The organism is Roseibium sp. RP-7 (assembly GCF_053005225.1).
On sequence record NZ_JBRKQA010000002.1, the window covers coordinates 465,672 to 489,157 of the forward strand.

Annotated in this window: 21 protein-coding genes; 9 read left to right on the top strand and 12 right to left on the bottom strand. The window is 59.5% G+C overall.

The features are described from left to right. The first annotated feature begins 259 nt into the window (after nt 1–259). Nucleotides 260–538 carry a GIY-YIG nuclease family protein gene (locus tag ACVDG9_RS16815; protein ID WP_267480467.1) on the top strand — a complete coding sequence of 93 codons (279 nt, stop codon included), beginning with the start codon at nt 260–262 and terminating at the stop codon, nt 536–538. A 167-nt stretch (nt 539–705) separates the two neighbouring features. Here the strand turns inward: ACVDG9_RS16815 and ACVDG9_RS16820 are convergent, their stop codons facing one another. Beyond that, nucleotides 706–1,239 (bottom strand): MarR family winged helix-turn-helix transcriptional regulator, encoded by a 534-nt coding sequence (locus ACVDG9_RS16820; protein WP_447238519.1) that lies wholly within the window; start codon nt 1,237–1,239, stop codon nt 706–708. Nucleotides 1,240–1,403: 164 nt separating this feature from the next. On the opposite strand from ACVDG9_RS16820, the gene ACVDG9_RS16825 reads away from it, so the two are divergent. Genes ACVDG9_RS16825 through ACVDG9_RS16835 form a run of 3 tightly spaced genes read left to right on the top strand, consistent with a single transcriptional unit; the run spans nt 1,404 to nt 4,270 of the window. Beyond that, nucleotides 1,404–2,432: a TRAP transporter substrate-binding protein gene (locus tag ACVDG9_RS16825; protein WP_228148033.1), complete on the top strand. Its 1,029-nt coding sequence runs from the start codon at nt 1,404–1,406 to the stop codon at nt 2,430–2,432. Between the two features lie 2 nt (nt 2,433–2,434). Beyond that, on the top strand, nt 2,435–2,944 hold the full coding sequence (locus tag ACVDG9_RS16830) for a TRAP transporter small permease (RefSeq protein WP_077292422.1): 510 nt from the start codon (nt 2,435–2,437) through the stop codon (nt 2,942–2,944). An 18-nt stretch (nt 2,945–2,962) separates the two neighbouring features. Continuing rightward, nucleotides 2,963–4,270, top strand: a complete 1,308-nt coding sequence (locus ACVDG9_RS16835) for a TRAP transporter large permease (RefSeq protein ID WP_055655294.1) — start codon at nt 2,963–2,965, stop codon at nt 4,268–4,270. 84 nt (nt 4,271–4,354) lie between these two features. Here the strand turns inward: ACVDG9_RS16835 and ACVDG9_RS16840 are convergent, their stop codons facing one another. Further along, nucleotides 4,355–5,104 carry an SDR family oxidoreductase gene (locus ACVDG9_RS16840; protein WP_062488241.1) on the bottom strand — a complete coding sequence of 250 codons (750 nt, stop codon included), beginning with the start codon at nt 5,102–5,104 and terminating at the stop codon, nt 4,355–4,357. 95 nt (nt 5,105–5,199) lie between these two features. Between ACVDG9_RS16840 and ACVDG9_RS16845 the strand changes: the two genes are divergently transcribed. After that, entirely contained in the window at nt 5,200–6,114 is a 915-nt protein-coding gene (locus tag ACVDG9_RS16845) for an AraC family transcriptional regulator (protein WP_209169615.1), read from the top strand. Nucleotides 6,115–6,121: 7 nt separating this feature from the next. Here ACVDG9_RS16845 and ACVDG9_RS16850 read toward each other — a convergent pair whose 3' ends face one another. The 5 genes from ACVDG9_RS16850 to ACVDG9_RS16870 form a co-directional block, all read right to left on the bottom strand. Next, complete coding sequence (locus ACVDG9_RS16850) at nt 6,122–7,645, bottom strand: SH3 domain-containing protein (protein WP_447238520.1); 1,524 nt, start codon at nt 7,643–7,645, stop codon at nt 6,122–6,124. 225 nt (nt 7,646–7,870) lie between these two features. Further along, nucleotides 7,871–8,476 (bottom strand): ABC-type transport auxiliary lipoprotein family protein, encoded by a 606-nt coding sequence (locus ACVDG9_RS16855; protein WP_023014540.1) that lies wholly within the window; start codon nt 8,474–8,476, stop codon nt 7,871–7,873. A gap of 26 nt (nt 8,477–8,502) precedes the next feature. After that, nucleotides 8,503–10,509: an MlaD family protein gene (locus tag ACVDG9_RS16860; protein WP_206907289.1), complete on the bottom strand. Its 2,007-nt coding sequence runs from the start codon at nt 10,507–10,509 to the stop codon at nt 8,503–8,505. Between the two features lie 10 nt (nt 10,510–10,519). Next, a complete protein-coding gene (locus ACVDG9_RS16865; protein WP_023000657.1) occupies nt 10,520–11,329 on the bottom strand; it encodes an ABC transporter ATP-binding protein in 810 nt (269 codons plus the stop codon). A 7-nt stretch (nt 11,330–11,336) separates the two neighbouring features. Continuing rightward, nucleotides 11,337–12,485: an ABC transporter permease gene (locus tag ACVDG9_RS16870; protein ID WP_023000656.1), complete on the bottom strand. Its 1,149-nt coding sequence runs from the start codon at nt 12,483–12,485 to the stop codon at nt 11,337–11,339. Between the two features lie 125 nt (nt 12,486–12,610). Here ACVDG9_RS16870 and dgcN point away from each other — a divergent pair, with 125 nt between their 5' ends. Beyond that, on the top strand, nt 12,611–13,624 hold the full coding sequence (dgcN, locus tag ACVDG9_RS16875) for an N-acetyltransferase DgcN (protein ID WP_062488239.1): 1,014 nt from the start codon (nt 12,611–12,613) through the stop codon (nt 13,622–13,624). Further along, on the top strand, nt 13,621–14,604 hold the full coding sequence (gene dgcA / locus ACVDG9_RS16880; protein ID WP_447238521.1) for an N-acetyl-D-Glu racemase DgcA: 984 nt from the start codon (nt 13,621–13,623) through the stop codon (nt 14,602–14,604). The genes dgcN and dgcA overlap by 4 nt, the downstream gene beginning before the upstream one ends. A 135-nt stretch (nt 14,605–14,739) precedes the next feature. Here dgcA and ACVDG9_RS16885 read toward each other — a convergent pair whose 3' ends face one another. Then, entirely contained in the window at nt 14,740–15,918 is a 1,179-nt protein-coding gene (locus tag ACVDG9_RS16885; protein WP_447238522.1) for an MFS transporter, read from the bottom strand. A 120-nt stretch (nt 15,919–16,038) separates the two neighbouring features. Between ACVDG9_RS16885 and ACVDG9_RS16890 the strand changes: the two genes are divergently transcribed. Further along, nucleotides 16,039–17,178 carry a protein phosphatase CheZ gene (locus ACVDG9_RS16890; protein ID WP_447238523.1) on the top strand — a complete coding sequence of 380 codons (1,140 nt, stop codon included), beginning with the start codon at nt 16,039–16,041 and terminating at the stop codon, nt 17,176–17,178. Nucleotides 17,179–17,561: 383 nt separating this feature from the next. On the opposite strand, the gene ACVDG9_RS16895 is transcribed toward ACVDG9_RS16890, so the two are convergent. From ACVDG9_RS16895 to ACVDG9_RS16910, 4 genes are all read right to left on the bottom strand, one after another. Further along, entirely contained in the window at nt 17,562–18,896 is a 1,335-nt protein-coding gene (locus tag ACVDG9_RS16895) for a protoglobin domain-containing protein (RefSeq protein WP_447238524.1), read from the bottom strand. A 405-nt stretch (nt 18,897–19,301) separates the two neighbouring features. Beyond that, the gene (locus ACVDG9_RS16900) at nt 19,302–20,327 is read right to left on the bottom strand and encodes a threonine ammonia-lyase (protein ID WP_447238525.1); all 1,026 of its coding nucleotides are present in this window, start codon (nt 20,325–20,327) and stop codon (nt 19,302–19,304) included. A gap of 198 nt (nt 20,328–20,525) precedes the next feature. Next, nucleotides 20,526–21,575: a glycosyltransferase family 4 protein gene (locus ACVDG9_RS16905; RefSeq protein WP_055655308.1), complete on the bottom strand. Its 1,050-nt coding sequence runs from the start codon at nt 21,573–21,575 to the stop codon at nt 20,526–20,528. After that, on the bottom strand, nt 21,572–22,375 hold the full coding sequence (locus ACVDG9_RS16910) for a UDP-2,3-diacylglucosamine diphosphatase (RefSeq protein WP_023000648.1): 804 nt from the start codon (nt 22,373–22,375) through the stop codon (nt 21,572–21,574). Before ACVDG9_RS16910 ends, ACVDG9_RS16905 begins: the two co-directional genes overlap by 4 nt. Before the next feature lie 269 nt (nt 22,376–22,644). Here ACVDG9_RS16910 and ACVDG9_RS16915 point away from each other — a divergent pair, with 269 nt between their 5' ends. Next, nucleotides 22,645–23,424 (top strand): SDR family oxidoreductase, encoded by a 780-nt coding sequence (locus ACVDG9_RS16915; protein ID WP_075284099.1) that lies wholly within the window; start codon nt 22,645–22,647, stop codon nt 23,422–23,424. Nucleotides 23,425–23,486 lie beyond the last annotated feature (62 nt).

Below are 23,486 nucleotides of genomic sequence, written 5' to 3' on the forward strand. Positions count from 1 at the left end.
GGCATCAATATCCTCCCAAGCGAAGCGGAGCGTCGGGGGACACCCGCATTTCCGCTTGGATAGGACTGCGGGCATTCCAAAGTAACGCCCGCACCGACCCACCAACGCTCTGCGAACGAGTAGGCCCCGGGTCTCACTTCGTTCGCCCGGGGTGACGCCCTGCCTGGATTGATCCAGGGACGCAAAGCGACCGACGCCGCTTGACTTGAAGATGCAAAACGGTTGTACCGTCAAATGCAATTCACTTCAGAGGTGAAGCTTGACCTATTACGTTTACATCCTGGCAAGCCGGATGAACGGCACGCTCTACATCGGGGTGACAAACGATCTTGCCCGGCGCGTTGAGGAGCATCGCGGTGGGGCAGGCGGCGATTTCACCCGCAAGCACGGCATCGGCAATTTGGTATTTGCAGAAGCGTTCGACGATGTGAGCGAAGCCATCGCCATGGAGAAACGCCTCAAGAAATGGCGCAGATCCTGGAAAGTTCAACTAATCGAGAAGTCCAATCCCGAGTGGCATGATTTAATGGCACCCTAACCCCGGTGTCACCCCGGGCGAGCAGCGCGAGACCCGGGGCCTACTCGTTTGCAGAGCGTATGAGAGTTGGATGAGGCGATGCCTCTTTCAAGTCGGACGCAAGATCCGGCACGCAATGCCGTCTTAGGGCATCGCCCGGCCGCGGGAAGTCGAATGACCACCGCCTCTCAATCGCTCACCCCGTCCAGCTCGTCCGAGAGGTTTTCCCGGATCCGCCGGGTAACCGCGAGAAAACCCTCGATTTCCGCTGGTGAGAGGCCGCTGAGCATTTTCTGTTCGACGGCTTTCAGCTTGGGAGCAAGATCCTCGAAAGCCGCGCGTCCTTCCTCTGAAAGCTGCAATAGAAAACTGCGGCCGTCGGCCTCGTTGCTTTCGCGGGTCAGAAAGCCACGCTCTTCCATGCGTTTCACGGCCCGGCTGACAACGACCTTGTCCATGCTGGAGCGTGCAACGATCTCGCTTGCCTGCAGTCCGCCAGAGGCCGAGCCGAGAATGGCCATAGTGCGCCATTCGGCAGGCATCATGCCGTAATCGCGCTGGTAAACCGCTGAAAGAGCCCGTGTGACGTCGGAATAAAAGACACGCACCCGATAGGGAAAAAATGTTTCCAGCTCGAAGTCGGGCAATGGCATCTCCGGCGTTTCGCTCGCAATCCCAATGGCTTCTTGGGTCTCGGTCTCCGGATCGGTCAGCTTGGTCATCGGCGCTCAACAGTATTGGTTAGGTCGTCTGCACGATTTTACGATTGACTTGGTTTCATGTGTAACTATTTTGTTGCATATGTAACTATGTTTGGCATCACGTTTCAAGTCCGGGATCATACCGGCAAGAACGGCCTTCATGAAATGAAGGGGAGGAGAAAATCGTGAAACAGTTGAAGTGTCTTTCCATTCTCGCAGGTGTGGCAGCGTCCGCATTGACCGGTTTCATCGCCAGCGCATCTGCCGACGAACTGGTTCTGTCGTCCTGGCTGCCGCCGAAACACCCGCTCGTTACCGACGTGATGGAGCCTTGGGCAGCAGAAGTTGCCAAGGCTACCGATGGCCGCGTAACCGTGCGCATTCTGCCCAAGCCGGTCGGCTCGCCGCCCGAGCATTTCGACCTTGCCGCCGAAGGCATCGTCGACATCACCTACGGCCTGCATTCCTTCACGCGCGACGACCGTTTCCTGCGTTCGCGCATTGGCCAGTTCTCCTTCATCGCAAACACCGCAACCGAAGGCTCCAAGGCCTATTGGGACGTCTATGGCGGTACTCTGGACGCGCAAGGTGAACACAAGGGCACCAAGCTGCTCGGCCTTTGGGTTCACGGCCCCGGCATGTTCCACAACAACCAGCGCAAGATCGAAAAGCCTGAAGATTTTGCCGGTCTGAAGATCCGCACTCCGGGCGGCTATGTTGCGGACCTGTCTCAGGAACTTGACATCATCACCCAGTTCATGGGCCCGGGCGAAGTCTACGAGAAGCTGTCCCGCGGTGTCATCGATGGTGTCACCTTCCCCATGGAAGCGTTGCAGGCCTTCAATCTGACCGACTACACCAAATACTCCATGAGCCTGCCGGGCGGCTTCTACAACACCTCCTGGTTCATGGTCATGAATGAAGATGTCTGGGACGGCCTGTCGGAAGAAGACCAGGCGGCCATCGACAAGATTTCCGGTGAAGCCCTTGCCGAAATGGCCGGCGGCGTCTGGGATGGCGCGGATGCCCGTGCGGCTTCCTACATTGCCGACAAGGACATTGAGGTCTACGACGCACCGGCCCCGGTTCTGGAGGCGGTCAAGGAACTTGCAGCCAAGCATGAAGCTACCTGGGCCGCTGCCGTTGCCGAAACCGGCTTTGACGGCACCGCCGCTCTGGCCGAGTTCCGCGACAAGACCGGCATCAAGCACTAAGCATGTCTGCCGAATCCAACGGCCAGGCCCCTCGCCGGATCGATACGATCCGGCGAGGGGCCGGTTTCCTGCTCGGGCTGGCCTGTTTATGTGTGCTGGCCGCCCTGATCGGGCTAACCTGTGTCGACGTCGTCGCACGCTATGCCTTCAACAGCCCCGTGAACGGTGCCTATGAGCTGACGGAGCTGCTGCTGGCCACGCTGATCTTCCTGGCCCTGCCACTGACGACCGCTGCCGGCGAACATATCGAGGTGGAGCTGCTCGACGGGCTCAAGAGCGTCCTTCTCAAACGGCTCGGCACCTTGGTTGCCGCTGTTTGCACGGTCGGTGTCCTGGCCCTGATCGCGTTCAAGCTGTTCGAGCATGCCGAGAAGATGGACCGTCGTGGACAAGTGACGGATTCCCTTCAGATCCCGCTCTCGCTGATCGGTTGGCTGGGAGCTGCCTCCTTCGCGCTCTCCGCCATCGCCGCCATAGTCTTCGCGGCCAGGCGATTCCGCGAAAAAGCTTGATACCAGTGAGTATTGAATATGCTTGAAGCTCTGATCGGTTTCGTTGCGCTCTTTGCGCTCGTGCTGCTGCGCGTGCCCATTGCCATTGCAATGATCATTGTCGGCACTGCCGGGTTCGCGGCCCTGCGCAACTGGAATGCTGCGCTGAACCTGCTCGGAAATGCGGCCTTCGAAACCGGCCTTTCGTTCACCCTTTCGGTGATCCCGTTGTTCATTCTGATGGGCAACCTCCTGACCATTTCCGGTGTCAGCCAGTCCCTGTTCTCGACCGCTCACCACATGCTTCACCGCATGCGTGGTGGCCTTGCCATGGCGGCCATTGTCGCCTGTGGCGGCTTTTCGGCAGTTTGCGGCTCGTCTCTGGCAACGGCCGCCACAATGTCCAAGGTGGCCATGCCTTCCATGCGCAAGGCAGGCTATGCCGACAGTCTGGCAACCGGCTCCATCGCTGCCGGTGGCACGCTTGGCATCCTGATCCCGCCTTCTGTCATCCTGATCATCTACGGCCTGCTGACCGAGGCCGACATCGGCAAGTTGTTCATTGCCGGCATCATCCCGGGCCTGCTGGGCGTATTGTTCTATCTCGGCGCCATTTACGTCACGGTTCTGCTGAAACCCGAGCTTGCGCCAACCGCGTCCGAAGACATGAAGCTCGAAAAGCGTGACGTCTGGGGTGTTCTGGCAGTTGTCGGGCTATTTGCCGTGATCATGATCGGCATCTACGGCGGCTTCTTCACGCCGACAGAAGCAGCCGGCATCGGTGCTGCCGCCGCCTTCGTGATCGCGCTCGTGTCCGGTGGTCTGACGTTTGAAAAGCTCTACACCGCCGCGCTCAACTGCGCGCGTACCACGGCGATGATCTTCGCGATCATCATCGGCGCGGAAGTCTTTTCCAACTTCATCAGCTATGCCGGTGTGCCTGACGCATTGTTGACCTTCGTTCAGTCGCTCGACGTCAACGCCTATGTCGTTATTCTGGTTCTGGTACTGATCTACGTGGTGCTGGGGGCAGTGCTGGAAAGCCTGTCGATGATCCTGCTGACGGTCCCGGTCTTCTTCCCGCTGGTCAGCTCGCTCGATTTTGGTGGCGGTTTGCTGGCAGATCCGGAGATGGTGCTGATCTGGTTCGGCATCATCGTGGTGGTGGTCACCGAAATCAGCCTCATCTCGCCGCCGATAGGCCTCAACGTCTTCGTACTTCGCTCTGTGCTGACGGACGTGCCGTTGAGGACGATGTTCGCCGGCATTCTGCCGTTCTGGCTGGCCGACATCCTGCGACTGGCGCTGTTGATTGCTGTTCCTCTGCTGTCACTGGCGCTCATCTGAGGCTTCACCAACCGGTGCATGGCCAGGAAAACCGAACTCCAAAGAATTGCCGGACGGTGGCCACACCGCCCGGCATACCTTTCATCAGGCCGCCAGCGCCTCTGCGTCGCTGCCGGCAGGAAGGTGGGCGGGACACGACGGATCGGTTACCGCCTGCCAGATGGCTTTGACCACATCTTCCGACCGGGTCGGTTCCTTGTCGGCATCTGCCATGAAGGCTCCCATCACCTCCTCGACAAAGGGCTTGTAGGCCGCAGGCGCCTCCATCGCGTCCGCCATCAACGCTCGTGCATTCGTGCCAAAGCTGGTCGAAGGTGCGCGGCCCGGCAAAACCAGCTGGACGCGGATACCAAGCGGCGCAAGCTCCAGAGCCAGGCAATCGGTATAGGCATTCACGGCCGCCTTGCTGGCGGTATAGACCGGTAGCAGCGGCAAGGACTTCAGCGTGACACTGGACGACACGTTGACGATAACGCCCTCGCCCTTCTCCCGCATCTGCGGCAGCACCGCACGGATCATCTCGAACGTCCCGAAGGTGTTGGTATCGAATATCCTGCGCACCACGTCTTCCGACGTTGCCTCGAAGGGCGACAACCAGCCAACACCAGCATTGTTGACCAGCACGTCAACCGGACCGGCGGCAGCCACCGCCTCGGCAATGCTGGTGTGATCTGTCACGTCCAGCGGCAGTATGCGCAAATGTTCGGAGGCCGGCAGCAAGGTGGCGTCGGGTTTGCGCATGGTCGCAACCACCCGCCAGCCCTCATTCAGAAAATGCCGCGCCGTTTCCAGCCCGAAGCCGGAGGAACATCCAGTAATCATGATGGTCTTCATGACAAAGTCTCCTGTTGTTGGATGCTCCCCATATCGACATGACGGACAAAACTTTCTATCATGAGAAGTCTCAGTCTTTTTATCGAAAGTCCGAAATGGCAGATCCCCTGTCCGAAGTGATCACACTTCTGCGGCCCAGAGCCCCCTTCTCGAAAATCGGGGAAGCCTCCGGCCCCTTCCGGGTGCGACGGGATGATGTCAACGAAGCGTTCTATTGCCTGGTGCTGATGGGGCGGCTCAACCTGGAAGTCGACGGTAGAGCACCGGTGATATTGTCAGCGGGTGATTTTGCGCTGCTGCCCGCTGTTGGCGGACTGACTGTCACCAGTCTCGATCCTCCACCACCTCCAGGCTATTTCAGCCAGCCTGTTTACGGGGAAGATGGTGTTGTGCGCGTCGGCATGCTGGACCCGCGTGAAACCCCGCCCCAGGTTCAGCAGCTGGTTGGCCATTGCAGCTTCGGCAGTCCGGATGCCGAGCTGCTGGTCTCTCTTCTGCCGGAGATGGTGGTTGTGCGCGGCGAAGATCGTCTGGCGTCGCTGGCAGCCCTGGTACGCGACGAGGCACGGGCCGATCGCCCTGCAAGGGATGTGGTGCTGGAAAACCTTCTACAGGTCCTCCTGATCGAGGCTTTCCGTTCAAGCGTCCAGTCCACCGCTTCCACCGGGCTTCTCAGCGGCCTGGCGGATGCTCGGGTGGCCCCTGCCCTGCGTGCCATGCACGGCGCGCCGCAACAGGCCTGGTCGATCCGGGCGCTGGCCGGCGAGGCAGGCCTCTCCCGCTCCGCGTTCTTTACCCGTTTCAACCGCATTGTCGGCCTGCCGCCAATGAGTTACCTGCTCAACTGGCGCATGACGCTAGCCAAGCACATGCTGCGCTCAGGTCTCCACAGCATCGGCGAGATTTCCAGCCGGACCGGCTATGGCTCCACCAGCGCCTTCAGCACAGCCTTTACCCGGCACGTAGGCTGCCCGCCCGTCAGATACGGCAAGGCAGGTGCAACGACCTGAACACCGTCTATTGTTCCGAGAAACCCTCCCAGGATGGCTTCACCCGGCGCGTAATCGGCAGAAATTGACCGGCTTCGTAGTAAAGGTTCGGCGATATGTATCGGGCGCTGACCCAACCTGTATGCCCTTCGAACTGTCCCTGGTACCAGATGCCGACCTTGTCTGCGCGGATCATGCAACCGGTCAAGGAGAGCGTGGCGCCGGCAGGCAACATACCCAGTACCTGCCCCCCCACATCAGGGCTGGAGCGGAAATTCACATTGCTTTTCACCCGGCCCGACGGGCCACCGTTTTCGCCAGCCCAGCTGTTTTTGGAAACAAGCCTGTTGTCCGAGCACCCAAGGACGTTCCCCATCAGACCCAGGGTTACAGGGGCTGAAACGACTTTCCTGGAAGCACACCAGCCCTGCAAGCCACCGTTGACCTCCTCGTTTCCGGGGCCCTGTTGCAGACAAAGAGGTTTGCCACGCCAGAGTGCAACGGACAGAGCCCCTTCTGGCGTCATCGACAGCTGGCACGAGAACGTATCGGTATAGAGAGTTGCCGTTCTGCCTTTCAAAGCTTTCAAGTCCGAAAGCGAGAACTCCGAGTTCATAAACTGAAACAGGTCGGCGACCTCGTAGTAGGCCTTGAAGGATCGCCCCGCCACGTTGACGGTGTTGCAGATTTCGTTGGCATCGTAGTCGACACCATCTCCCACATAGACAAGGTTTGCTTCAGCTTCGTTGGAAACGGGAGAAAAGCCGAGGTTCCAGGTGTTAATTCCGCCGCGCAGATAGAAGAAGCTGTCTGCCGTCGAATGCTTCAGGGCTTCCATCATCAGTTCAGGCGGATTGATGTTGAAGCCAATCAGCTTGCTGTATTGTTCGGTCACCTGATAGCCAAAGGCCAGGATCTTGTCGATACGCTCGACTTGCGCGCCCTGATTTCCGGCCAGATATGCCATGTGAAAGCCCAGTTCCGCACCTTTTTCAACGTAGCGGGCATCGCTGGCAAAGGGGTGCACCATGTCCACGGACAGAGAGAATGCCAGAGCACAGGCAGACACACAGCTGGTATTCTTCAGCACGAAGACGCCACCAATGTCCGGGTCCTGACTTTCAAGATTGTACCGGATGCTGTCAGCGATCTTGAACCCTTCGAGGAAATCGCCACCAGGACTGTTGAAAACGAGGTAGCGCATCGACGGGCCACTTATGCTGTCCAGAAAGGCAGACAACTTGCCGGCATCGCCCTTCACGATCGGGCCTGAAAGCTCGATCACATGCGTTGCCATTTCCGGTTCCGCAGGATAAAGCGCAAACTGATCGATCTGCCTAACCTCCCCGTCTTCCAAGTTCGGAAGCTGCGCCAGAACGCTGTGCGGTCCCTCAGGGGGATAGATAAGTTTGAGGCTTCTCAGGTGCGGCTCGAGATCCGGCCGCAGCCTGAATTCGGCTGCATTTGCAAAGGGCATGGAAAACACCCCCAGCAGAATTATGAAAAGCACGGCACCAGCCTTGCACCAGAGATCACCCGCAACTCTCGTCATGTCTCGTCTCACGTTGAACATTGGCCACCTGACTAGCAGGCAGCCGCCTTGTTCACTGCCCCCAGATAGGGAAGACGGCAACGATTATTTTTTCAGGACGCTGGATGTCAAACTGCATCAAGCAGACAAGCGCACACCGGAGAACGAGGATCATTCTCCGCCGCATGAGAGCCGGAGGTAACATGCGGATAAGGTTTCCAATTGCGGCTGTTAAGGGTACCCGCCTCAGACGTTCTGCAGCGTCCAGGCAGCCATTTCTGCAAACACCCGGTCCGCTGAAGCGTTCATCGCCTCGACCGCCTTGTCGACGGTCGTGCTACCGGAAGACGTTTCCGCCCGGAAGACCTTGTTGGCAACTGTGCGACCGTTGCGGTCGTTGACGATGCGGGCCGAAATTTCGACGACACCTCGATTGGCACCCGCCACCTGCAGTTCGAAGGCACGGATTTCCGTCTGAAGCTGATAATCGATCAGCAGGCCGTCGCCCGGCAGGCCAACCCCGCGCAGGCGGTTGGTGTTCTGCAGGGTTTCGACCAGTTTCAGCTGCACCACGTTGGGCAGCGTGTCGGCCCAGGCAGAATCCGGGAAGTAGCTGTAGACCGGCCCCTTGTCGACAACCGCGATGTAACTGGTGTCGAGTGCTTTCAGCGCCCGGGGTGCGGAAACGAGAACCTGAACACGGCTGGACCGGCCCTGAAGGCCACCGACGTCGGCCGCACCGATGCTGTAGTAGGCCGACGGCGCGGAACTGGCGCATCCGGACACAAGCACGCCGAGCCCGAGAGCGGTCAAGACGCCCCGGCGGGTCATGTCAGTGGTTGCCTTCGTCATACGCCCCTGCCTCTGCACATTCAGTCTCACCGGCGCCGCCCGCCGGAATATGTCGGCACATCTTCACCGCCGAAGATCACCCGGTTCGGACTGCGTTCAAAGCTTTCCGCCGCCCGCTGGATCGAGATCAGTGTCCGGTTAACCTGCGCCAGCGCCGCAGCGAAATCCGCAGAGCCCTGGGTCGCAAACTTGGAAAGCCCGCCGGCGATCGAATCTGCCCGGCTTTCAAACGCAACCGCAACCTTCCGGATTGCCTGCGCGGCCAACGTCGCTTCCTTGATCAAGCCTTCACCATCGCCGTCCACCATGGTGGAAACCTTCTCAACCAGGCTTTCGACGCGCACCGAGGTGGAATTCAGCGTCGCGGTCATCTGCTTGGCATCGGTGATGATCTGGTCGACGTCAGGTGTCCGCTTGGAGAGATCGTCCGTCATCTGCTGAACGTTGTCCGCAGCCTTGCGGGCACTTTCCAGGATGGCCGGAATGCCGTCTTCCGGGTTTGCAAGACCTGCTGTCGCCGTTTCGACGGAACCGACGATATTCGCAACCTTTTCCGGATCCACGGCCTTCATAAGATCATTCGCGGTCTGAAGCGTCGTCGCAAAACGTTCGGCAGCCGCCTGAACATCCGTTATCAGCGCCGCGATCCGGTCATCCTGGCCGCGAACCGTCGCTGAAACCGCCTCGAAGTTCTGAACGGTGGACTTGGTGGAAGCGATGATCTCGTTGATCTGCGTCTGCTGATTGTTGAAGTTGTCGATGATGCTGGAAACATTGTCGACGGCCTTGCTGACCTTCTGCGGATCGACACTCGCCACAAGCTCGTCGACCTTACCCAGCGATGCATTGAGGCTGTCGGTGAAGGTGCTGACATTGGCAACCACTTCCTCGACCTTCAGCGGATCAATGGCAGCGGCAATTTCCACGCCGCGCGTCATGATGGCATCCACCTTGACCACGACATCACGCCCGCCTTGCACGATATCCTTGATCGCGCCTTCCTGGTTCCTGATGTTTTCCACCACTGCATTGACGTTCTGCATGGTTTCGCTGGTGGAACTGATCAGCTTGTCGATGTCCCCGGTGCGCTTCTGCAGCACCTCGCCAAGGGCTGCGGCCCCTTGCACCACCTTCTGAACATCTTCAGGATCAACGGCGCCAACAATCTTGTGAACGCGATCCAGCCCTTCATTCAGGTTCACAGTAAAGGTCTGCAGTTCCTTGGCCGCGCTCTGGGCATCGGCCATCAGGAGATCGATGTCGCTGCTGGCCTTGCCGAGACTTGCAGAAAACTTGGAAAGGTCATCGACAATGGCAGTGACCTTGTCGGAAGGCACGGCAGCCAGCAGGCGTTCACCTTCCTGCACCAGCGTCTCAAGCCGGCCGGACAGGCTGGAAAACGCATCGGAAGCCTTGCCGATGCTGGCCATGAAATCCTTCACGCCATCGGAATTGGCGGCCAGCGCGGCCGAAAAGGTCTCTGCGTTGTTGACGATCTCGGTGATTGCTGGACCGTTGTCCTTCAGCAGGTCGTCGACCGTCTTCATGGTCGAATCCGCACGCTTGAGAACATCGCGGGCACCATCAACGATGTCATCGAAGAAGGACCGTTCGGCGTAGATGACCGGAACTTTGTCCTCGTCCTGGTCGTCGGCCATGCTCAGCAGAAGCGGCGATTCAGATGTTCCGCCACTGAGGTCGACATAGGCGACACCTGTCAGACCGGTAAAATTCAGCGTTGCCTTGGTATCTTCGCGCAAGGGCGTCGAGGGCTTGATGCCAACGGTGGCCACAACCTTGGTCGGATCCCCCGGTGCAAAGTCCAGCGATTTCACATCGCCGACCTTGATGCCGTTGAAAAGCACCTGCCCCCCGACCGGAAGCCCCGTCACAGGTCCGGGATAGACGATCTTCAGTTCAACATTCTGCCTGGATTCCGCGGTGACGGCGAGCCAATACACAAAGCCGAACGCACCGATCAGGATTGCGACCATGAAGGCGCCGATCAGAATATAGTTCGCGCGGGTTTCCATTCAGTCCAACCTATACTCGGCGCAGGGCCCGTTCACCCCTGAAGTAAGATTTAATCCAGGGATCATCATTTTTCATCATATCGTCCATCGTGCCGATGGCCAGAACCCGCTTTTTCCCAAGAACAGCAATCCGATCACAGATAGAATGCAAACTATCAAGATCATGGGTGACCATATAAACGGTCAGTCCGAGGGTCGAACTGAGATTTGCAATAAGCGAATCAAAGGCCGCCGCCCCGATCGGATCGAGTCCGGACGTCGGTTCGTCCAGAAACACCAAATCCGGGTCGAGTGCAAGGGCGCGAGCCAGGCTGGCCCTTTTGATCATTCCCCCTGAAAGTTCAGACGGCAGCTTGTCGGCGGCATCTTGCGGCAGCCCGACCAGTTCCAGTTTCAGGGTCGCCAGTTCGTCCATCAATTGCGGTGAAAGTTTCAGGTGCTCCCGCATCGGCACCTGAATGTTCTGCTTGACCGAAAGCGAGGAAAACAGCGCGCCCTGCTGAAAAAGCACCCCCCAGCGGCGTTCGATTGCCGTGCGTTCCTTCGGGCTCGCGGTCGACAGGTCGTGTCCGAAAACCGAAATCTGCCCGGTTCGCTTGGGAGTCAGGCCCAGGATTGTGCGCATAAGCACGGACTTGCCGGTTCCCGATCCACCGACGAAACCAAGCACTTCGCCCCGGCGCACATCCAGGTCGAGATCCTGCAGAATGATCTTGGAACCGAATCCAACGGTGATATCGCGCACGGACAGGACATTGTCCGACTTTTCGCCCGTCGCGGCGGTCTCTTTTGCAGGCGTCACGCTTTGGCTTGGCGTCATCGGTCGGTCAAACTCCAATCGCGGCAAAGAATATGGCGAAGAAACCATCCACCACGATGACTAGAAAAATCGCTTTCACCACCGACATGGTGGTGTGACGGCCAAGAGATTCGGAGGAGCCTTCGACTTTCAGCCCTTCCACACAGGCAATCAGGCCGACGATCAGCGCCATGAAAGGCGCCTTCACCAGACCCACGACCAGCGTATTGATCGTGATGGCCGCCTGCAACTGGGTCAAGAAGGCGGCCGGTGGAATGTCCAGATAGGCCCATGTCACGATGCCGGACCCCAGCAGTGCCGCGAGATCGGAAATGAACGTCAGGATCGGAAGAGCAATCATTAGCGCCAGAATTCGTGGCAAAACGAGGACTTCAGTCACACTGAGGCCGATGACATGCAGTGCGTCGACTTCCTCCTGCATCCGCATCGCCCCAAGTTCCGCCGTGAAGGCGGATCCCGAGCGCCCTGCCACCATGATGGCGGTCAGGATCACGCCGATTTCCCTGAGGACCAGGATGCCTGCAAGGTCGACCACGAAGATATCGGCACCGAATTGCCTGAGGTAGAAGCCACCCTGCTGCGAGATGATGGCACCGATGAGAAAACTCATCAGCGCGACGATCGGCACGGCTCCAATGCAGCTCCGGTCGAACTGAACCGCGATCGATATGCTGCGCAGGCGTTTGGGCTGCAGCAGAACTGTCGACAGAACCAGGCCGAGCGAGCCGAGAATATGCAGCATCGCCAGGGCGTCGTGATAGACGTCCACCATCTGACGACCCGTGGCTTCCAGGAAGCCGGCAATCGAAAATCCGTTCCTGTCAGGCTTGTATCTGGGAGGATGGTGGCTCTCGATTTCCTCGAACAGGGTCTGGCGGACGGGAGAGACACCGGTCAGGCCAACCTTGCGTCCCTCGAATTCCAGTCGGCCGCGCGTGCGGTGGATCAGCCAAGCGCCGCTCGTATCCAGATGCTCGATCTGGGACACATCGATGCAGGTCAGGCTTTTTTTGTCGATCGTGAGGCTGTTCAGCTCTTTTTCTGCGTCGGCGATGGTGCTGACAGTCCAGTCGCCGGAAAGGGCAAGGTATTGATGATCCGGCCCGTCTGCTTCCAGAACCATCTCCGGTGCGATGTTTTTTTCCAAGAATGCCATTCCGGCTGGCTGCCCTCTTGCCGCTGGTTCACCATCCCTCGTATACCTGATGGAGAAGTTCAATACCAACCGTCATTCACCATGAAGTTGGTAAACCCTCCAGCAGCCACTTGAAAGCTTAATCCATGGAAATTGCACGTCCTTACCTGTTGTTTCTCGGTGATGTTCCCGATGCCCTCGCCGCCAAGACCGCGATCGGCATCGTCGATTGGCGCAAGGACTGGTGCCTGGGCCAGGTCCGCATGCCCGGATGCGCCGCCGACACAGGCCTTGCCGACATGTCGATTGCAGAGGGGGCGGAAGCTGGCGCCAAGACGTTCATCATCGGAGCTGTGAATGCCGGTGGGCGCCTGCCGGAGCACTGGGTCGAATCTGTCGTCGAAGCACTCGATGCCGGCATGGACGTCGCTTCCGGCCTCCATGTGCGCCTTGCCAGCGTGCCGGCGATCAAGGAAGCCGCAGAACGGAACGGTCGACAGCTCCACGACGTGCGTCACAGCAGCATGGCTTTTGCCACCGGCAAGGGCACCAAACGCGCCGGCAAACGGATCCTGGCCGTCGGTACCGATTGTTCCGTCGGCAAGAAATACACCGCCCTTGCCATGGACAAGGCAATGAACGACCGGGGCTATTCCAGCACCTTCTGCGCCACCGGCCAGACCGGCGTGTTCATTTCCGGCCGCGGTGTCGCACTTGACGCGGTGATTGCCGACTTCATTTCCGGAGCTGCCGAGTGGATCTCTCCGGAGACCGATCCCGATAACTGGCAGATCATCGAAGGCCAGGGTTCCCTATTCCATCCGTCCTTCGCCGGCGTCACCCTTGGTCTTCTGCACGGCTCCCAGCCGGACGGTTTCATCGTCTGCCATGAACCGACACGCACCAAGATGCGCGGCGTCGAAGCGGCACTTCCGACGATCCAGCAGGTCATCGACATGACCATTGCCTGCGGCAAACTCACCAATCCGGACATCCGCTGCGTCGGTATTGCGGTGAACACCACCGCACTCGATGACGATGAGGCCCTCGCGTACCTGGCAAAGGTCGGCGAAAAGCACGGCCTGCCGGCAACCGATCCGGTCCGCTACGGCATGGAAGCCATCGTTGACAAGGTCTCGGCGGAATTCGGTGCGCCATGAGCCTTGAGGTCAGCATCGAAGCGCAACGCTTCGAAATCGCGGGAGGTTTCAGGATCTCCCGCGAGACCCGGACCCATGCCCAGGTCGTGGTCGTCACCCTGAGTGACGGCAAGGCAATCGGCCATGGCGAAAGCGTGCCCTATCCGCGTTACGGCGAATCGCTCGAAACCGTTCAGACGCAGATCGAGGAAATCGCGCCCCTTTTGAAAAACGGCCTCAGCCGGGAACAGCTTCTGGAGGCGATGCCCGCCGGAGCAGCCCGCAATGCCGTCGACTGCGCTCTTTGGGACCTGGAAGCAAAACGATCCGGAACACCGGCAACGGACATTGCCGGTGTCGGTCCGCTGAAGCCGGTCACGACAGCCTTCACCATTAGCGTCGACACGCCGGAAAAGATGGCTGAAAAGACCCGCGCAGCAGCTCACCGCCCGCTTTTGAAGATCAAGCTTGCCGGGCCCGGTGATGACGAACGGATTGCCGCCGTACGCCTAGCTGCGCCTGACAGCACCCTGATCGTCGATGCCAACGAAGCCTGGGACGAAAGCTGCTTTGAGATCAACATGGCCGCCTGCGAAGCTGCGGGCGTTGCCCTGATCGAACAACCATTGCCGTCAAAGAATGATGGCTTGTTGGCAGGGCTCGAGCGGCGTGTTGTGATCTGCGCGGACGAAAGCCTTCATCCGGGCAAGAGCATCGATGGGCTGCGCGCAAAATATGACGCGGTCAACATCAAGCTCGACAAGGCAGGTGGTCTGACGGCTGCGCTGAAGCTCTGCGATGAAGCGCGCGCCCGGGATCTCAAGGTCATGATCGGATGCATGCTCGGCACGTCTCTCGCGATGGCGCCTGCGGTCCTGATCGCCCAGAAGGCGGATTTTGTCGACCTCGACGGACCTCTGCTCCTGGCCGAAGACCGCTCACCGGGACTGAAGTTCGAAGGCAGCACGCTCTATCCGCCTCAGCCGGAGCTGTGGGGGTAAGCGCTTCGACCTCGGAGAACAGAAAAAGGACGGTTCCTTGTCATTGGGCCGGCGTTTTTTGTGGGCATGCGTATCTGCACTACCGAAGGGCGCTGAAATCCCTCTTCAGCGGGAGAATACGGACATTCCCCAACCTCACTCCGCCGCCATGCGACTTCGCAGCATTGGCGTCATCGCCAGTGTCAACAGCGTGCCGATTGCCGCAACCACGGACATCACGAAAAAGGGCCAGTCCGGATTGATCTCGTAAATGGCGCCGGAAATGCTGAGGCCGATCGCCATCTGGATGCCTACGGAAGTCGCAAGCAGCCCCTGCCCCGTTCCCGCCCAACGGCTCGGCACGACCCGTGCAAGGATCGCGACGGCCCCCAGATGGGCCGCGCCGAAAGATAGGCCGTGCAAAGTCTGCAAGGCAGCCATGGCGGGGAGCGTGTCGGCGAAGGGGAACAGCAGCCAACGCAAGGTTGCCGCTACCCCGGCAGCCAGCAGAAAGATTGGCGGATCAAACCGTTGCGCCAGTTTTCCGGCAACCGTGAACAGGGCGATTTCAGCCGCAACACCCGTCGCCCACAAGAGACCGATCGCAAAGTCAGGCACATCCATCGCCTGCCAGTAGAGCGTTCCGAAGCCGTAAAAGGCTGAGTGGCTCGCCTGGTACAATCCAAGCACCATCAACAACGGCCAGAACCAGACGCTTTTGAACGGCGTGTCCTTGTGGTTGTCCGAAGTCCCGTCAGCCGCTTCGGAAGGCGTTTCACCACGTTTTTGCCGGGGAAGCGACATGGCAACAGCACCCGTTGCCAGGGACGCAAGGCCGACGGCAACCACGATGAGCCAGGACGTACCTTCCGCAGCCAGCGAACCTCCGAAGATGCTGGCAACCACGAAACCGGCTGAACCCCATAGCCGCATGCGGGCGTAATCCGCTCCCGTATTGCGCTGGACATCCAGCGCGTAGGCATCGCTGAGCGGCACCACTGGCGCATTCATGACCATGTAGCCGATCACCGCGACGGACAGGAACACCAGCCCTAACGGCAGAAAGTAGAGCCCGATGAAAAACGCGGCGGCCAGGGCATAGATCAGGATCGACAGCCTGCGCTGCCCGGTGCGGTCGGAGAGATTCGACAGAAGCGGGCTTGCTCCGATACGCGCAATAGTACCTATCCCCAGAACAAGTCCGATCTCGGCAGCAGTCAGCCCGCGGAACCCGAGCACCACCGGAAAAAACGGCAGAAACAAGCCAACGCCAATGAAATGGCTGGCGAACAGGGCCGAGACACGGCTGCTGATACTGGAACGGTCGAGCGACATGGGATACCGGGCGAAGTAGCGCCCTAAAAGGATGTTAACGTTTTCCGCCTTACCTTGGGGGCGAAGTTGTCCGTGTTACGGCAATAAACGACCCTTAGGCAAGTTGAGATTCGCGTCCACATGAAAGCGGAAGCAGCACAGGAACAGCCGGAGCTGATCGGCGAAGCCGAATACCAGACTCTCGAACAGACCCTGATGGAGTCCGATCGCGGGCGCAGGTTTCTGAAAGAGTTTCTCAATCGCAACAAGACCCCGGAAACCACCGAGATCCTGACCGCGATTGGCCGGCTAGAGAAAATGATGACCCGGCAGCGCAAGGTGCCGGATCTCGACAAGATCCGTCTCGACATTGCCGACATGCACGAGGCTATCGAGCGTACCAAGGCCGAGATTGCCAACATCAAGGCGGAAGGCGAGGAAAGCAACCGCTTTGTCGACGCCTCTCACGAACTCGATGCCATCGTCACCCAGACCGAAGGCGCGACCCAATCCATTCTGGAAGCTGCAGAGCAGATTCAGGAGAAGGCCTGGGTCCTGCGCGAGAATGGTGCGGACGATGCCGTGTGCGACGACATCGATGCCAAGGCGACCGAAATCTTCATGGCCTGTTCCTTCCAGGATCTGACCGGCCAGCGGACCAACAAGGTTGTTCAGGTACTGCGCTATCTTGAAAGCCGCATCAACCTGATGATCAACATCTGGGGCATCCAGGAGCTGGAAGCCGAAGCAACGGCTGGCCCGGTCGACACTCGTCCGGATGCACATCTCCTGAACGGCCCGCAGCTTGCGGGCGGCGTTTCCCAGAACAACGTTGATGAGCTGATGTCCGTCAGCGACGACGTGTTTGACGCCGCACTGAAGGAAACCGGCGCGGAAGCAGCCCCGGCAGAAGCTCCGAAGCATGCCAGCGAAGCTGATGTTGATGCCATTATGGCAAGCGAAGCCGACGTCGATGCCATCATGGCCGGCGGTGACGAGCCGATGGACGCAGCCGCTATCGACGACATGTTCGCCTCCGCTCCTGCTGTCGACGACGAGGAAGAAGACGACGAATTCGCCGGTGCCGACCCGGACGCCACTCTGGATGAAGCTGCCATCGAACGCCTGTTCGACAGCGAAGTGGGTGGTGGCACTCATGAAGCGGCAGACGAAGCCGAGGCCGACGCCGAATGGGAGCTGACCGAGGAAGTCAGTGAAGAAGATGGTGAAGATCCGCTGAAGCAGCTGTCCGAAGCCGAGCGCCAGGCACTCTTCAACTAAGTCTGCATCCGGCAGGAAATTCGAAAAAGGCGCCCGTTGCGGCGCCTTTTTTGTTGCCGTTCCTATCGGTTCTTGCGGATGGAACGCTACGGATTTCCAGGATCGGTGAACTGAAAGCTGGCGATAGTAAGGTCGCGAAAACGGTTGCGCCTCGGCTCTCCGGTCCCGGCTCGCGCTATGCTCGGCCGGGATGACGATGGGGAGGCTGGTTTTCCGGGCAAGCTAAGGTTTGGCGCTTATTCCGCTTCTCACACTCCCCCCCTCTCAGTCGGTCATCCCGGTCGCAGCGCAGCGGAGGTCCGGGTTCGGAGAGCCGGGGTGCGTGAGCGGAAAACCCTTTGCCTCCGAGGTCCCGGCGCAAGGCCGGGACAGCAAGGTGGCGGTCAGCGGCCGAAATTGATCTTGGCGAAGAACTGTTCCGCCTGCAGACCAAGCTGACCGGCCTGGTCTTTCAGCGCCGTCGACATATCCTGAATGGTGCCGACAGCCCCCTCGACATTTTCGACCGACCCGCGCACAGCGGTAATCTCGTCGGTAAAGGCTTGGGTGCCCTGTGCAGCGATCTGGACGTTGGCCGAGATTTCTGCCGTTGCCGACGCCTGTTGCTCCACCGCGGAGGCAATGCCGGTCGCGATTTCGGACAGGGCACCGATTATCGAGGTGATGCCTTCGATATCCTGCACAGACTGTCTGGTCGCCTGCTGAATGCTGGCGACCTGTTCGGTGATTTCTTCCGTCGCCTTGGTGGTCTGGCTGGCGAGTTCCTTCACTTCGGCTGCGACAACCGCAAATCCGCGGCCCATGTCCCCGGCACGCGCCGCTTCAATGGTGGCGTTCAGTGCCAGCAGGTTGGTCTGTTCGGCAATTTCAGAGATCAGCCCGATCACTGATCCGACCTGATCCGCGAAGCCGGCAAGTTTCGTTACGGAGTCGTTTGTGCTGCGTGCACCTTCCACGGCCTTCAGCGCCATCTCGCGGGACTGGCCTGCCTGGCGACCGATCTCGGTGATGGAAGCGGACATTTCCTCCGTTGCCGTCGCGCTTGACTGGACACCGCTTGCGGTTTCGGCAGACGTGTTGTCCATCTTGACCATCCGCTCGCCGATGGAGCCCGTCTCGCGGCGCAGACTGCCCGAAGACACTTCAAGTTGTTCGGATGCCGAGCCAAGCGTGCCGACCGTACCGCCCAGAACGCCCTGAAACTCCTGGATGGCGGCCTTCAGTTCGGTCTCGCGTCCGACAGCGTCTGCCACCATTTTCTCGTGATAGGTGGAGATCGCGACATCCATGTCCAGCATGACCAGCTTCGTCATCACCTGCATGGCCCGAACGCGCTTGCCGGTCGACATGAAGCGCTTCTTCAGGACCGTCTCCGTCAGTTGCGTGAGGGCGAAGGAATAGCCACCGATGTACCAGCTGGGATCGAGGCCGATCCGCACATGTGTGAGGCCGATCTGCACAGCGCGCTTGTGGTAGGCTTCATCCGGGCCCGTTGCAAACAGCCCTTCCCAGTGGCTCATCTGTGCCTTCACCAGGCGCGACTGCTGGTTACCGACCAGTGCCGCCAGATGCGGCACGGTTTTAACGTGTGCGTAGAACCCGTCCAGAACGCTCGGCAAGGCTTCCTTGATTGCCGGCCACATGGACTGGGCCACAGCCCGATCCTCGTCCGTGAAACGGAAAAACTTCAGCCGATCTTTCAAGGTGTTTGTCTGCATGAATGCCTCTTGGATCAGCCGATGGAGGTCCGGTTTGACGGGCCCGTGAGCTGATCGCTCTTCAGTTGCCGGACCTCCGAGCCTCACAGTGAAGAGGCAGGAGATCCTGATTCAATAAAGCACGTGTCACCTGTTCCCTCGCGAACCCAAGTGGGCTGTTGAAAGGCACAACAAGGCGTTCCGCGCCATGCTCGATGCATCGGTACGCTGGCAATGTTCAGGTGATGAAAGGAGAAGACGCGGCGCCGTTGCCTGGCAATCCACGCTGGAATTCAATTTTCAGCAGCCCTGTTCGCGCCGTCCCGACGAAAAGGCAAACAGGACTGCCTGGTCCGGTCTCCTCCACCCGACTTCGGCAAGTCATGCTTGTGGAACCGCTCTAGCGGGTAGCCCCCTAAAGGCGCGTTAACGGGAAAGCGCAGTCTTTAGCATTTGTGGATCGATGTTTCCGCCCGTCAAAACGATACCGACGGTCTTGCCCCTGAAAGGCAGCTTTCCGGCCAAAAGTGCTGCAAGTGCAACTGCTCCGCCGGGCTCAACGACGAGCTTCAGTTCGGTGAACGCAAAGGCGACGGCAGCCAGAGCTTCCTCGTCCGTGACAGTCACGCCTTCGCCCGCTACGCGGCTCAGAATTGAAAAGCCGATATCACCCGGCGAATCAGACAGAAGCGCATCGCAGACAGAGCCAGTCTTTACGGCATTGGAAAGCCGCTCACCGGCGTCAAGCGAGCGCTTGTAGTCGTCGAACAGCTCCGGTTCAGCAGTATGGAAGACCGTACCGGGCGACTTGGCTTCCAGCGCCAGGGCAATACCGCTGGACAATCCGCCACCGCCGGTGCAGGCGAGCACATCGTCCAGTTGCAGGCCCAGCGCAGCTGCCTGGGCTGCCATCTCCAGTCCGACTGTACCCTGCCCTGCGATGACACCGACATCGTTGTAGGGGTGGACAAACGTCGCTCCTGACTTGGAACACAGGTCTCCTGCAATCGCGTCACGGTCTTCGGTCTCACGATCGTAAGTGATGACGGTCGCCCCGTAGCCGCGTGTGCGCTCCAGCTTGATCCTTGGAGCGTCGGACGGCATGACGATGGTTGCGGGCATGCCGAGCAGCTGCGCGCTTGCAGCAACGCCCTGCGCGTGGTTTCCGGACGAACAGGCCACAACGCCCCTGGGTCGGTCTGCCAGCGGGATGAGGCTGAGGCGGTTGAAGGCGCCGCGAAACTTGAACGAGCCGCTGCGTTGCAGGTTTTCCGGTTTCACGACGACAGTTGCCCCGGTTACCTCATCCAGCAACGGATGTCTCAGGAGCGGTGTCACCAGCGCCTCGCTTCGGATCCTCTCCGCTGCGGCTTCAACATCTTCTATGGAAACGGTTTTACCAGCCAACTTCGAACCTGCTTCAGACACAGGCAGCGATTGCATATTCGTCATCGGAACTCGCTCTAAACGTCAAACAACTGCTTGGAGGCCTGCCGCAGAAGCGTACAAGGCAATGCCTCGGCCTCTTTCAGGGCCGGGTCTCGATGCAAGTGTTTTCACAGGAAAGCGGGCAGTTCCAGCGGGAACTTGTCTTGGTGTCAATTTCGTTTGCCGCACTGCGCGACGTCATCGCACATCAGGGCAGCCGCCTTATTCGGCGGCTTTTCCCTGCGTCGTACGGGCGTTGTGTATGTCCTGGGCTTCAATGCAATTGTCCAGGAACTGGCGTGCGCTGGCCGCCCAGGTGTAATTCATGGCAATCGTGCGGCAATGTTCGCGTGGGATATCCAGCGCGGCTTCAGCCGCTTCGCGCAGATCTTCCGACAAGACACCCGCCCCCGTATCGCTGATGACGTCGAGCGGGCCCATTACCGGGAAAGCGGCAACCGGCACGCCGCAGGCCAGGGCCTCAAGCATCACGTTGCCGAAGGTGTCGGTGAGTGAGGGAAACACGAAGACATCCGCGTCGGAATAATGCCTTGCGAGATCTTCGCCCACCTTGGAACCGGTAAAATGCACCCCCGGGTACTCCCGGCGCAGACTGTCGAGCTGCGGGCCACCACCGACCACCACTTTCGATCCCGGCAGGTCGAGATCCAGAAACGCCTTGATGTTCTTTTCGATTGCGACCCGGCCGACATACATGAACACCGGGCGCGGCAGGTCGGCTGGCAGAACGGAACCCTCGTAAGGCTTGAACTGCTGCTCATCCACACCGCGCGACCAACGCATCAGATTGGTAAAACCACGGTCACGCAGATCCTGCTCCAGCGACCGTGTTGCGACCATGCAGCCGCAGCCGGAATTGTGAAACCGGCGCAGCCAGCTGTAGGACCAAGTCAGCGGAACCGGCAGCCGGGCTGAAACATATTCGGGAAACCGGGTGTGGTAACTCGTGGTGAACGGACGCCCAGCCTTCTTGGCGACGCTTGCCGCCAGAAGCCCGAGCGGGCCTTCCGTTGCAATGTGCAGATGCTCGCAGCCGTAATCCTCGATCTTCCGACGCACGATGCCGCGATGGGTCAACGACAGGCGAATTTCCGGATAGGTCGGACACGGCAGCGTCGTGAATTCCTGAGGGGTCAGGAATTCCACCCGCACACCGATCTTCTCGAGTTCTTCGGCCGTGCGCTCCAGCGAGCGAACCACACCGTTTATCTGGGGATGCCAGGCATCCGTCACAATCAGAATGGAACTCATGCGGCGACCGGTGCTTCCTTGGCTTTCGCCGGCACGGCCTCCTCCTGGGTACGGTCCACCCATCGGATCACCTCAAATGTTCCATCGTGGTGCTCGGCAACCGCAGTGCAGCTTTCCACCCAGTCACCCGTGTTGATGTAGTGAATGCCGTTCATATCACGGTCCGCGGCGTGGTGAATATGACCGCAAATGACGCCATCGACGCCCTGCCGGCGCGCCTCGTCGGACAGGGCTTCTTCGAAACGTCCGATAAAGCTGACCGCGTTCTTGACCTTCAACTTGGCCCAGGCGGACAATGACCAGTAGGTCAGGCCGAGACGGCGCCGGACCACATTGAGCCAGGTGTTGACGCCGAGCGCGGTCACATAGGCCTTGTCGCCAAAGAAGGCCAGCCACTTGGCATGGCGGATCACCACGTCGAACTGGTCACCATGAATGACCAGGTAGCGTTTGCCGTTGGCAGCTTCGTGAATGATACTGTCGGTCACTTCCACACCGCCGAAATGCGTACCGAGGAAGCTGCGCAGAAACTCGTCGTGATTTCCCGGAATATAGATGACCCGGGCTCCCTTGCGCCCCTTGCGCAGGATCTTCTGCACCACGTCGTTGTGAAGCTGTGGCCAGTACCAGGACCGCCGCAGACGCCAGCCATCGGCAATGTCGCCGACCAGGTAGATGGTCTCGGCTTCATTGTCCTTCAGAAAGTCCAGCAGCATCTCCGCCTGACAACCGCGCGTGCCAAGATGGACGTCGGAAATAAACAAGGCCCGGTAATGCCGCGATGCCTCAGCGGTAGACATAGCACTTCTCCAAATTCCCTTTGGAGCGCTATAGACGCGATTCAAGTATCACTATTATGACAAACGGCGTGACTTCGCCGGGCCTGTTTGTTTTCCAGCTTAATGATTAACACCGGCACGGATCGCGTATTGGCCTTCTTCACTTCATTCCGTTGCTTCACGAACATCTTGCGGGATGCTGACCGGCTCCATATGTCCCTGACGGCATTTGACAGCATCGGGTTTTGCCAGCCACAAAGCATGTCCAACCTGCATCAAGGAGAACGTTCATGGACCTCGGCCTCAAGGGCAAAAAGGCAATCATCTGTGCGTCAAGCCGCGGCCTCGGCAAGGGCTGCGCCGAAGCACTGGCGGAAGCAGGCTGCGACATCGTCCTGAACGGACGTAACGAAACGGTTCTGGAAGAAACCCGCACCCTGCTGCAGAACCGCTTCGGCGTGAGCGTTGCCGCCATCGCAGCGGATGTTTCCACACGGGAGGGACAAGAAGCGCTTCTGGCGGCCTGCCCGGATCCGGACATCCTGGTCAACAACAATGGTGGCCCACCCCGGCGCGACTATTCCGAGCTGGACCGTGCGGCGCTCATGGAAGGTGTGGTGCAGAATTTCGTCACCCCCATCGAGCTGATCCAGGCGGTTGTTCCCGGCATGAAGGAGCGCGGTTTCGGCCGCATCGTCAACATCACTTCGCTTTCGGTAAAGATGCCGATCGAAGGTCTCGATCTGTCCAGCGGTGCTCGGGCGGGGCTCACGGCATTCCTGGCTGGCGTCTGCCGCCAGCTTGCCCCCCACGGCGTGACGGTCAACAACTTGCTGCCCGGCAAGATGGACACCGATCGTCTGAAAGGCGGCTTCGAGCGCGCCGCGCAGCAGTCAGGCAAAAGCATCGAGGATGTCCGGGCGGCACAGGCAGCGGAAATCCCAGCAAGACGTTTCGGTTCAGCCGAGGAGTTCGGCCAGACCTGCGCTTTCCTGTGCTCTCGCCACGCCGGTTACATCACCGGCCAGAACATCCTGATGGATGGCGGGCTCTATCCGGCGGCGTTCTAAGGTCCTGCCGAAACAAAAAAGGCCGGAGCATATGCCCCGGCCTTTCCTGAGCGGCTAATCTT